This window comes from Streptomyces sp. PH10-H1 (assembly GCF_030063355.1).
GTDB lineage: Bacteria > Actinomycetota > Actinomycetes > Streptomycetales > Streptomycetaceae > Actinacidiphila.
In genome coordinates this window covers 1-10,311 of sequence record NZ_JASISZ010000132.1, presented here as the reverse complement: position 1 = coordinate 10,311, position 10,311 = coordinate 1, and the positions used below count along the sequence as shown (strand labels likewise).

The window sequence follows — 10,311 nt, the reverse complement described above, 5'->3', positions numbered from 1 at the left end:
CTCACCCGAACGCGGACGGAGCGACAATACACACCTCAGCAGCTGTATCGGTCAACGAAGCAGCCCGAGCATGCCCACTCACCCCGCCGTTCAGACCGACCCCACCAAGATCACCGACAGAGTCAAGCTAAGTGTCTGCGATGCCCCAGAGACGTTGGCGTCGTTAGTCATCTTGTGAGTTTTCAAGCTGAGCGGGCGTGTCTCCTGGAGATGGTGCAGTCGTCTGGCTCGTGGTGGATGACCAGTACAACTTGCACCCGGAGGCAACTGCGTTCATCGCAGGAGTCCGCGGGCGGGACGGGTCGCCAAATACCGAACGAGTGTACGCGGGGCGGGTGGCGCTCTATCTGACGTGGTGTGATGTGCGCGGGGTGGACTGGGCCACCCCGGGATTCGAGAATCTGGTTCCGACCCGCCTCTTTCTCGGAAGCGGGCGACCGGCCACCATGTCCTGGCGGACGCCTTCCCGGATGCCAGTGATCCATTGCTCCACACCTCAGCGCGACGAGCGGCAGGCTTTGCGAAAGGGCGCCGCGTCGACGCGACGCATTCGCGGTCGACTCGGGCCAAGTTCCACCACTGACCGCGCTACATGCCCGAAGGCCAGGCCCGTCGTAAGCCTTCAGCACGTGGCGAGAACGCACGGCAGCGGTCACCGGGAAGGGGAATCCGGTGGACCGCTGCGCAGCGTGCGGTGTGGTGTCAGCCGCGGGGGGTGTCGTAGTAGCCACCGACCTGCTGGTGGTAGCCGGCGTCACCGACGTGCTTGTCCTTGTCGAACTCCGGAGCGTCCTTGATCTCGTCCTTGGAGCGCGCCACGAACACGGTCTTGTTCTCGTGGTCGACCCTCGAAATGGTGCCCGCCGGGAGTAGGACGGACTTGCCGAAGATCCACACACCGGTATCGACCACCAGGTACGCGGCGCCGACCTCGTCGGAGTGCTTGTCGACCTTGCCGATGTGCCCATCAGTCGCCTCGACCTTGTACCCCGTCACGTCCGCTTCCGCCTGATAGCCGGAAGCGGCCCCGTAACCCCAGATGTTGTCGCTCATCGTGCGCGTCCTTCCCTCGCCGTAATGGAAAACCCAAAAACGGGCCAATCGCCAGAAAGCATCCAACGCTCCCTGAACGGACAGCTACCCGCCCGAACCGCAGCCACACACGATCACTTTTCTGGCACCGATGGCCCGGCCGAAGAGGTGCCCCCGGGAGCTCGCTCACGTGCGTCCTCGATGAACAGGTAGCTCACCCCCGCCGACGTCCCGGACGGCCGTATCGGGGCACGCATCCTCCGGCCCGACTCCGGCTTACCATTCGGCGGTGATCAGGCGAGAAGCAGTACAACGGCCGAATCTCGGAGCTTGATGGCTCTCAGACGGCTCAGGCCCGCTAGGCACGCAACCCGCGGTTGCGATCGATTCCTCATACGGCTTGACAAGTCGTATGAGGAATCGATGGCATGCCTGCGACGCATGGACCGCACCACCGACGGCGCGCGTCAGGCCGCGGTATTCATCCGCTGTGCGGACGGACCGCAGTGACGGCGCGCGATGCGCAGCGCGTCGGTGATGTTCCGGGTGCCGGTGGAGACGCACAGCGTGTATGCGGTGTCTTCCAGCCGGCGGCTCTCTTCGGACGTCGCGGCCCCAGCGATTTCCTGTTCCTGTAGTTCCTCATAGCGGTCGATCAGCCGCTGCAGCGTGGCGGGGTGAGGCATCAGCATGACGGTGTCTCCTTCAGCGCCGAATTCTTCACTCATCGGGTGGGAGACCGAGGCGCCACGGCTCGGCCGTTACGTGACAACCCCGGCTGACGGTTCCCATGAGCGCATATCTCCCACATCGCGACTACCCCGCTCGCAGGGCAACATTCAGCCCTCCGGACTGCGGTCTCTGGCACAGAACGGTAGACGCGGGATTCGCGATTATCAATTGTGGCCACAACAGTTTTTCGCGCATCATGAGAACAGTTTTGATCCGTGCATAGTGGAGGACGCAAGTGCCACGGGCGGGGCTGATGGTCTTCCCCCACCGGACCAGGGCAGAGTGGCCCGGCGGAAGGCGGGCGCAGAAAGTAAAAGAGGGCACGCGGGAGTACCAGTACGCCCGCAACACCCTGAGCGAGCTGAATATGGCCGTGGTCACGTTCGTCGCACGACGCTTCCGCAACCGGCCCCGATCCCCGTGAGGACATCATCCAGGTCGGCACGATCGGCCTGATCAAGGCCATCGACCGGTTCGAGCTCTCCCGCGAGGTCGAGTTCACGACCTTCGCCATCCCCTACATCTCCGGCGAGATCAAGCGGTTCTTCCGCGACACCAGCTGGTCGGTGCACGTCCCCCGGCGGCTGCAGGAACTGCGCCTCGAACTGGCCAAGGCCGCCGACACCCTGTCGGAGCGGCTGGAGCGCGACCCCACCACCGCGGAGCTCGCGGCGTTCCTGGAGATCACTCCAGAAGAGGTCACCGAGGGCTCGGTCGCTTCCAACGGCTACACCGCCGGCACCCTGGACCTGCCCGGTGGGGACGAGAGCGGCGACAACGACCGGGCTCTGGCCGACCGGATCGGCGAGGTGGACCCGGCTCTGGCGGGGGTCGAGAATCTCCTCGCTCTCAAGCCGCTGATCGCCGCCCTGCCCGAACGCGACCGCCGGATTCTGAACATGCGCTTCGGCCAGGAGATGACCCAGCCCCAGATCGGCGCCGAACTCGGTGTCAGTCAGATGCACGTCTCCCGGCTGCTGAACCGCACCCTGGGCCACCTGCGCAACCACCTGACCGCCTCTGCTTGAAAACAGGGCGCCGGGGTGGAAGGCGCGCCCCCACCCCGGCATCCGGAGGCATTGACCAGGCGGTGTCAGACGGGGTTGCTGCGCCCGTGCCAATCGAGGCAGACCACCAGGGCGTCGTCGTCTGCGTCCGCATCGCGGTAGTCGGCGAGTTCCCGCAGGACGGCACTGGGAACGTCAGCGGCGGGCAGCAGGCTGGCCGCGCCGATGGCACGGGCCAGTGCCTGATCCTCGTACGCCACGCCGGCCGGTGAGGTGGCGGCGTAGACGCCGTCGCTGACGAAAACCAGCCGATCGCCGGGCAGGACCCGGAACTCCTGCAGGACGTAGTCGGTCTGGTCGAACATCCCCAGGGGCAGCTGTGCCTCGAACGGAATGCGTTCCACGGTCTTGTCCCGCTGGCGCCACAGCTGGGGCGAGCCCGCGTCCACCACCTGCACCTGGCCGGTGGCCAGGTCGAAGCAGAGCAGCAAAGTGGACACGTGCGCGTTGCCGCCGTGTTCGGCGTACAGGGCCTGGTCGGCGAGAGCGGCCTGGTCGGCGATACCGATACCGGCACGGCGGGCGTTGCGCAGCGCGTTGACCGCGAGGTTCGTCAGGAGGGAGGCTTCGATGCCTTCGCCCATGCCGTTGGTGATGGTCAAGGTGAGACTCTGCGCGGTGCCGGCCCAGTCGAAATTGTCGCCGTGGATCGCATAGGCGGGCTCCAGCTGGGCGCCGATGGAGTACTCGGTGTGGGCACAGGAGCGGGCCGGCAGCAGCTGCCACTGCATCTCGGCGGCGAGCGTGAGTCGGCTGATCCGCCGGGCTTGCAGGTACACATCGGTGTCGCGCTCCGCGACCAGGATCTCGTGGCCCAGGAGCCCGGCGATGTCGGCCAGGTCGCGGATGGCCACCGGGGTGCAGTCCGCCGACGGCAGTCGGACGGTGAGGACGCCCTGCCGGTCGCCACGCACGGTCACCGGCAGGTGCAGGTCGATCATGTCGCTGTCCGCGGACCGTTCCTCGGTCGGTTCCTGACTGCCGAAGGCCCGGCCCTGTGCACTTGAGTGCACCGAGACCGCGGTGGCGGTGTGCGGCAGGGCTGTCACCGGCTGCAGCACTCTCTGGCTGTAGTCGGCCATCAGCAGATCCACCGCGTGCGCACCGTAGTGGGCGGCCAGTGCGGAGCGCACCGCGTCCAGCAGGGCGTGCGGAGCAGCGGTGCGCAGTGCACGCTCAACGGACAGGAAATTCGTCATGGGCCGGGTCAGACTTTCTCGACAGTGACAGTGCGGGAAGCACGGTTCTTCGTGATCTCAGCGGGCAAGGGCCCGGTGGCGGGGTGGAAAGAAGGCGCATCGGGTGACACAGTGGGGTGATGCCCCCCACTCCCCCCTCGTCCGGTGCCGCACGGGCGGCACATGCCGCTGGGACGGTGGCGGAGTTGCTGGAAGTGCTCTGGGGACGCGGCCAGGATGGCACGATACTGGGCTCGCTCCCACCCTCGCAGCTGCGGGCCCTGATCGTGATCGAAGAGCGCGAAGGAGCCAACCTGCGGACCCTGAGCGAGGCTCTCGGCTCGCGCCCCCCCGCGGTGAGCCGGCTGTGCGACCGCCTGGTAGCCGCCGGTCTCCTTGAACGCACCCCCAGCACGACCAGCGGGCGCGAGGTGCAACTTCGTCTGACCAACCGCGGCCGCACCGCACTGGCCGACATACGCGCGACGCGTCGGCACGAAGTCACCGCGGTCCTGCAGACGATGCCAACGGCCCAACTCGCGGCTCTTGCCGAGGGACTGGAAGCCTTTCAGGACGCCGCGCGCTCCCGCATCGGCCTTGACCAACCCTCTGCCACGATCCCCCACGGCGCAGCGGACACCGCTTAGCAACTGCCGCATCCCCGCTCCAATTTTTGACACTGTGCCGGTGTCTCCAGGGGACCCACCATCCGACACCGCGAACCCGGCAACTCGGCTCCCCGTCGGTACCCCCACCAGCGAATGTTGCCATATGGAAACTAAATGGCTAGCGTGACAGCCCTGACCGCATCCACGGTCGGCACCTGCGCGCCGGCGACCTGAGGAAAACGCCGCCGGCATCACAGGACCCGCAGCCGGTTCGGCCCCAGGCCACCACCGGCGCCACCGCCATGAGAGGCCGACCCGTGCACTCCACCGGCACCCCTGGATACGACCTACGGCTCACCAGCCGTCGCACCGACCACACCCTGATCATCACCGTCAGCGGCGACGTCGACCTGGACACCGTCGAACCGCTGCAGTACGCCCTGAGCAACGCACATACCGGCCCCGACCAGGCTCGCACCATCGTCCTGGACCTGTCCGCGGTGACGTTCGCCGGCACTTCCCTGATCAACGTCCTGCTGCGCGCCCGCACCCTCCTGGGCCCAGAGCGCCTCAGGATCGCTGACCCCTCACCCTGCGTTGCCCGTCTGATGCGCCTGACCGAGCTCGACAGGCACTTCACCATCGACACCGCGATCGCCTTTGCGTCGACTGCGGCAACGGCTACTTGATCAGCAGGGGCACGCCCCACCCTGCGGCGGAACGGCCCCTGAAGACCAGACGGTTTGCCCGATTCCCTGCCTATAACCACGGTTCCCCGCCCCTCCGTACCGTTCTGCGACGCCCGCTGTCACCACTGACCCGCATAGGCGCGACGTGGGCCGCTCTGGAGGCATAAGGTGCCTCGGATAGCTCGCGCGGTCGAGTCGGGCCGACCAGGAGCTGCGGCCACATGGAGGGAAGGCGGAGTCATGGCGCAGCAGGCTTCGGCGTCCCGGGAACCTGAGCGGGCGCGACCACAGCTCATACCGTCGGACGAGGTGGGGCGGATCGCGGCGGTGCGCCGCTACGACATCCTGGATACCCCGCCGGACGGGGCGTTCGACCGGGTAGCGGCGATGTGTGAACGATCACGTAATTCGGCTCTGGCGACGATCACGTGATGTTGCCTGTTCAGCGTGACCTGGCGCGGTGCGCTGCGCGGGGTCCGGGAGGATGACCGGCGTGCCTATCTCCGAGTATTGACGTGCTGTTACCCCATCTGAGAGCGGTCTGCGTCGACCGGGTCGAGTCCGATGGGTTGTCGGTGACGCTCTTCGTGCGGTCGTCCGCACAGGTCGCAGGGTGTTCGGGGTGCGGGGCGCGATCGTCCCGGGTTCACGGGCGCTACCGTCGGACGCTGGCGGACGCGCCGTCGGCCGGTCGCTGGACGAAGGTCGTGGTGACGGTGCGCCGCTTCAAGTGCGACAACCACGCGTGCGTGCTGTCGACGTTCAGCGAGCAGGTCCCGGGCCTGACAACGCCGTTCGCGCGGCGGACACCGGTACTGACCGACGCCCTGGTCCCGATCGCGCTCGCGCTGGCCGGCCGGGCCGGTGCGCGACTGGCCACGACGCTGGGCATGCCGTGCGGCCGGGACCTGCTTGTCAAGATGATCCGCGCGCAGCCGGCACCCGAGGTCCCGGCGGTGACGGTACTGGGGGTCGACGACTTCGCGATCCGTCGCCGTCACTCCTACAACACGATCCTGATCGACTTGGCCACGCACCGGCCGATCGACGTCCTGCCGGATTGCGAGGCTGCCACGCTGGCTGCATGGCTGGTCGAGCACCCGGGTGTCGAGGTCGTGTGTCGTGATCGCGGAGGCGCGTATGCCGAGGGCGCTCGCACCGGCGCCCCGGACGCCATCCAGGTGGCAGATCGCTTTCATTTGTGGCAAAACCTGTGCGAAGCGGTCGGTAAGACCGTGAACTCCCACTACCACTGCCTGCGCGTCCAGGCCGAGCCGGTCGCACCAGAACCGGAGCCGACCCCGGAACCCGCGCCGCCGACGGTCGTCGCGCCGGAGCCCGCGCTGCCCCCGCGCCCGGAGCGGCGACTGGTCATCCGAACCCGCGAACGTTTCGAGGCGGTCCAGAGCCGCTTGGCGGCCGGCATGTCGCGGGCGGCGGTCGGCCGTGAGCTGAACCTGGACCTCCAGACCGTCCGCCGGTTCGCCGACGCCACCACGCTGGCGGAGCTGCTGGTGAAGTGCGAGAACCGAGTGACGAAACTCGACAGCTACCGCGAGCAGGTCCACGAGTTGTGGAACTCCGGCGTCACCGACGCCACGGTGATCACCGAGCGAATCAGGCCGCTGGGGTTCACCGGCAGCGTGCAGATCGTGCGCCGCTACCTGCGCGAATTCCGAGTACCCGGAACCAGCCGCAGTCGTCCCGACCCGGTCCGAAGGCGGCCGGCCCCGTCAGGCCCGGTGCTTCCCAAGCCCCGGAAGATCAGCCGCTGGATCCTCAGCCACCCCGACCACCTGGACGACGAGGAGACCCTGGAGATCAAAGACCTCCTCACACGGTGCGAGCACCTGCACCGCCTGGACGGGCACGTGCGGTCCTTCGCCGCCATCATGACCGGCAGACGCGGTGCCGAAATCACCGACTGGATCGAACGCGTCGAGGCTGACGACCTGCCCACACTCCACACCTTCGCCACCGGACTACGCCGCGACCTGGCCGCAGTCACCAACGGCCTGAGCCTGGAACACAACTCCGGCGCCGTCGAAGGAGCAGTCACACGAGCAAAAGCCCTCAAACGCCAGTGCTACGGGAGAGCCAACTTCGATCTCCTCAGGCTACGGATACTCCTGACACCCTGACCCGCCACCTGGTCGTCGCCAGAGCCGAACTACTACGTGAGCTGACAAGGCCATGCCCTAGGGGAGGCGGGCCAGCAAGTGGGCATCAAGGAAACCCCGCTCAGAGGCCGGGTCGTGGAGCAGACGGGCGAACGTAACGAGCCCGGCCCCGGTCAGCAGCTCGGCGAATCGGTCCGCCGGCCAGCTATAGGCGGGCGTCACCTTATGGTCGAAGCGGACCGGCTCGGGTGCGTCGGTCGCGAAGAACGAGACCAGGAGCAGGCCACCTGGTGCCAGGACACGCGCCTGCTCGGCGAGCAGCGCGGGTAGCTCCCCAGGAGGGGTGTGGATCATCGAGTAGTGGGCCAGCGCGCCGCCGAGCGCGCCGTCCTGAACTGGAAGGGCCTCCATTCGCGCCTCGTCGAACTGCAGCGCCGGATGGGCCCGCCGAGCGTGGTCGACCATGGCTGGGGAGAGGTCGAGCCCGAAGGCATCCAGCCCCAGGTCGTGCAGCAAGGCCGTCAGATGTCCGGGCCCGCAACCGAGGTCGGCCACCCGCGGGTTCCCCGTCCCGCGCACCAACTCGGCGAAGGTGCCGACCATGGCCCGCGCGAACGGCCGCGCCTCCAGTCGATCGGCGAACATCGACGCATACAGCTCGACGATCCCGTCGTAGGCCGCCCTGGTCTCATCCTGGTGCTCCGCCACGGGAAAGAAGTTAACACCCACCGCGCCAGGTCACGCTGAACAGGCAACATCACGTGATCGTCGCCAGAGCCGAATTACGTGATCGCTCACACGATGGCGGCGCGGCTGCTGGATGTGCCGATGGCGTCGGTGACGATCGTGGACAGCGACCGGATCTGGTTCAAGGCCGCGCATGGCCTGGAGGGGGTCAGCGAGATCGGCCGGGATCCGGGCCTGTGTGCCTCGGCGATCCTGCGCGACGATGCCCTGGTGATCTCCGATGCTCTCGCCGACGCGGTGGCCTGCTCCAACCCGCTGGTGGCCGGGCCCATGGGAGTGCGTTTCTACGCCGCCGCCCCGATCATTACTGCTGATGGGTACCGGCTGGGCACCGTGAACGTCCTGGACACCCACCCGCGGCTGATCACCTCCGCCCACACCGCGACACTGGCAGACCTGGCCGCGGTCGTGATGGACGAGCTGGAACTGCGGCTGTCCGCCCTGGGCACGGTTCGGGCCGAACAGGCCCAGCGGGAGGCCGAGCACCAGCGGGCCGAAAGCGAACGCGTGGCGCGCGAACAGGCCGAGCGGGACAAGACCGCCATCGCCACGTTCGCCGCCACCCTCCAGCGCACCCTGCTGCCGCCGGCCCTGCCGACGGTTCCCGGGCTCGAACTGGCCTGCCACTACCACACCGCCTCCACCCGGGACGTGGGCGGCGACTTCTACGACGTCTTCCCGCTCGGCTCGGGGCAGTGGGCGTTCTTCCTCGGCGACGTGTGCGGCAAAGGCGCCGAAGCCGCCGCCGTGACCTCCCTGACCCGCTACACGCTGCGCGCCGCCGCCCATATCGACCCCGACCCCGAAGCGGTCCTGACCACGTTGAACACCGCACTGCTGATGGATCCCTCCATCGGCAGCCGGTTTTGCACCGCGGTGTTCGGCGTCCTGGCCCCCGAAGAACAAGGCGCCGCCTTCACCGTCACCCTCGCCACCGGCGGCCACCCCCCGGCCTACCACCTCAGCCCCGGCGAACAGGCGCACGGCACCCGGGTGGAGCCGGTGCAACCCAAGGGCGGCATGCTCATCGGAGCCTTCGCCCAGGCCCACTTCGCCACCACCACCATGCGCTTGGCCCCCGGTCAGGCACTGTTGCTGTACACCGACGGCCTGACCGAGGCCCGTACCCAAGAGGGCGGCATGCTCGGTGAGGACGGCCTGACCGCGTTCCTGGCCCAGCGCCCCACACCGCTGTCCGCCGCCGACCTGGTGAAAGACACCGCCGCCCTCCTGGACGCGATGCCCGACGGGCCCGGCGACGATGTGGCCCTGCTCGCGCTGAGCGTGCCCACCAACCCCGCAGCGCCACGCGGCGCCACCGCCACCGCCCACACCACCGCATCACCGGCCCCAGTTCGTCGACGCAGACCACCGTCGCGTCGTCGGGCGGCTGGGCGTAGAGGCCGACGATCCGCGTCCTTTTGGGACGAAGTCGGGGTCCTTCGAACGCATCCAGGACCGGGTGCGCCGCCAACGCACGCCCTCGGCCAGCAGGATCCGTCGCAGCTGGGAGCGGTGCACCTCGAAATGCCGCGCGCCCGCGCGATGGTGGTCAGCGCGTCAAGGGTCCACTCGGGCGGTCCGCTCTCGTCGGCCGCCCATAGGTCCCCATAGGGCTGCACCTCCAGTCGGCCCGGCGGCACTGTTTTGACCAGCGCGATGATCTGGGACCGCTCGGCCTCGGTGATCCTTCGCTTGCGGCCCTGCCCGCCCAGGTCCTCCAGCCCCTCCAGGCCGCACCGGTTGAAGCGGTGCAGCCAGCACCGCACCGTCTTTTCACTGCACCCCAGCTCAGCGGCGATCGCCGGCAGCGTCCCGGCCCAGCTGGACCATCCGGGCGCGCATCACCAGGTCCTGCGGTGCCTTCCGTGCTCCAGCGAACCTCTCGATCATGGCCCGCTCGGCCTCGTCGCGGCTCTCCCGCGCACGTAACACCATCGCCCAGCACCCGCCCCGAGCACCCGAACCCCCCGCCACCAAGCGTTATACCCACGGAATGCGGAATCCAGCACTAGGAGCGTGGGTCGGTATCGGGTAGTCGTCCGGGGTGATGGTGGTCAGCGGGATCGGTGGCGGCCGCCTGGTCTGTGCCGGTCGGCCGAGGTCGGGGTGTTCTGGCCCCGGGAGGCTCTCGTGGA

General features: G+C 68.1%; 10 protein-coding genes and 2 pseudogenes. 6 read left to right on the top strand and 6 right to left on the bottom strand.

From position 1 onward, the window contains the following. Positions 1 to 702 precede the first annotated feature (702 nt). Both QMK24_RS39445 and QMK24_RS39440 read right to left on the bottom strand, forming a co-directional pair. Positions 703 to 1,053: a PRC-barrel domain containing protein gene (locus tag QMK24_RS39445; RefSeq protein WP_283471722.1), complete on the bottom strand. Its 351-nt coding sequence runs from the start codon at positions 1,051 to 1,053 to the stop codon at positions 703 to 705. A 446-nt stretch (positions 1,054 to 1,499) separates the two neighbouring features. After that, a complete protein-coding gene (locus tag QMK24_RS39440; protein WP_283471721.1) occupies positions 1,500 to 1,760 on the bottom strand; it encodes a DUF5133 domain-containing protein in 261 nt (86 codons plus the stop codon). A 302-nt stretch (positions 1,761 to 2,062) separates the two neighbouring features. Between QMK24_RS39440 and QMK24_RS39435 the strand changes: the two are divergent. Continuing rightward, positions 2,063 to 2,792: pseudogene (locus tag QMK24_RS39435) on the top strand (RNA polymerase sigma factor SigF); the annotation flags it as partial. Positions 2,793 to 2,857: 65 nt separating this feature from the next. Here QMK24_RS39435 and QMK24_RS39430 read toward each other — a convergent pair. Next, entirely contained in the window at positions 2,858 to 4,030 is a 1,173-nt protein-coding gene (locus QMK24_RS39430) for a PP2C family protein-serine/threonine phosphatase (protein ID WP_283471720.1), read from the bottom strand. A gap of 119 nt (positions 4,031 to 4,149) precedes the next feature. On the opposite strand from QMK24_RS39430, the gene QMK24_RS39425 reads away from it, so the two are divergent. The 4 genes from QMK24_RS39425 to QMK24_RS39410 all read left to right on the top strand — a co-directional run bounded on the left by QMK24_RS39425 (position 4,150) and on the right by QMK24_RS39410 (position 7,447). Then, a complete protein-coding gene (locus QMK24_RS39425; protein WP_283471719.1) occupies positions 4,150 to 4,656 on the top strand; it encodes a MarR family winged helix-turn-helix transcriptional regulator in 507 nt (168 codons plus the stop codon). Between the two features lie 263 nt (positions 4,657 to 4,919). Further along, a complete protein-coding gene (locus QMK24_RS39420; RefSeq protein WP_283471718.1) occupies positions 4,920 to 5,306 on the top strand; it encodes an STAS domain-containing protein in 387 nt (128 codons plus the stop codon). Between the two features lie 240 nt (positions 5,307 to 5,546). Then, positions 5,547 to 5,738, top strand: coding sequence for a hypothetical protein (locus QMK24_RS39415; RefSeq protein ID WP_283471717.1), 192 nt, complete (start codon positions 5,547 to 5,549; stop codon positions 5,736 to 5,738). A gap of 83 nt (positions 5,739 to 5,821) precedes the next feature. Beyond that, the gene (locus tag QMK24_RS39410; protein WP_349362014.1) at positions 5,822 to 7,447 is read left to right on the top strand and encodes an ISL3 family transposase; all 1,626 of its coding nucleotides are present in this window, start codon (positions 5,822 to 5,824) and stop codon (positions 7,445 to 7,447) included. A 57-nt stretch (positions 7,448 to 7,504) separates the two neighbouring features. Here the strand turns inward: QMK24_RS39410 and QMK24_RS39405 are convergent, their stop codons facing one another. Next, the gene (locus tag QMK24_RS39405; RefSeq protein WP_283471716.1) at positions 7,505 to 8,134 is read right to left on the bottom strand and encodes a class I SAM-dependent methyltransferase; all 630 of its coding nucleotides are present in this window, start codon (positions 8,132 to 8,134) and stop codon (positions 7,505 to 7,507) included. A gap of 93 nt (positions 8,135 to 8,227) precedes the next feature. On the opposite strand from QMK24_RS39405, the gene QMK24_RS39400 reads away from it, so the two are divergent. Next, positions 8,228 to 9,787 (top strand): PP2C family protein-serine/threonine phosphatase, encoded by a 1,560-nt coding sequence (locus QMK24_RS39400; RefSeq protein WP_502962711.1) that lies wholly within the window; start codon positions 8,228 to 8,230, stop codon positions 9,785 to 9,787. Here QMK24_RS39400 and QMK24_RS39395 read toward each other — a convergent pair. Together QMK24_RS39395 and QMK24_RS39390 are read right to left on the bottom strand one after the other, a co-directional pair. Beyond that, a pseudogene (locus tag QMK24_RS39395) lies at positions 9,781 to 9,963 on the bottom strand (helix-turn-helix domain-containing protein); the annotation flags it as partial. The gene QMK24_RS39400 and the pseudogene QMK24_RS39395 overlap by 7 nt on opposite strands. A 1-nt stretch (position 9,964) precedes the next feature. Beyond that, the gene (locus QMK24_RS39390) at positions 9,965 to 10,111 is read right to left on the bottom strand and encodes a hypothetical protein (protein ID WP_283471714.1); all 147 of its coding nucleotides are present in this window, start codon (positions 10,109 to 10,111) and stop codon (positions 9,965 to 9,967) included. Positions 10,112 to 10,311 lie beyond the last annotated feature (200 nt).

Bases quoted from the DNA above. Each gene is read 5' to 3' on its own strand.
- QMK24_RS39445 (WP_283471722.1), bottom strand. From the start codon at position 1,053: ATGAGCGACAACATCTGGGGTTACGGGGCCGCTTCCGGCTATCAGGCG.
- QMK24_RS39440 (WP_283471721.1), bottom strand. From the start codon at position 1,760: ATGAGTGAAGAATTCGGCGCTGAAGGAGACACCGTCATGCTGATGCCT.
- QMK24_RS39430 (WP_283471720.1), bottom strand. From the start codon at position 4,030: ATGACGAATTTCCTGTCCGTTGAGCGTGCACTGCGCACCGCTGCTCCG.
- QMK24_RS39425 (WP_283471719.1), top strand. From the start codon at position 4,150: ATGCCCCCCACTCCCCCCTCGTCCGGTGCCGCACGGGCGGCACATGCC.
- QMK24_RS39420 (WP_283471718.1), top strand. From the start codon at position 4,920: ATGAGAGGCCGACCCGTGCACTCCACCGGCACCCCTGGATACGACCTA.
- QMK24_RS39415 (WP_283471717.1), top strand. From the start codon at position 5,547: ATGGCGCAGCAGGCTTCGGCGTCCCGGGAACCTGAGCGGGCGCGACCA.
- QMK24_RS39400 (WP_502962711.1), top strand. From the start codon at position 8,228: ATGGCGGCGCGGCTGCTGGATGTGCCGATGGCGTCGGTGACGATCGTG.
- QMK24_RS39390 (WP_283471714.1), bottom strand. From the start codon at position 10,111: ATGGTGTTACGTGCGCGGGAGAGCCGCGACGAGGCCGAGCGGGCCATG.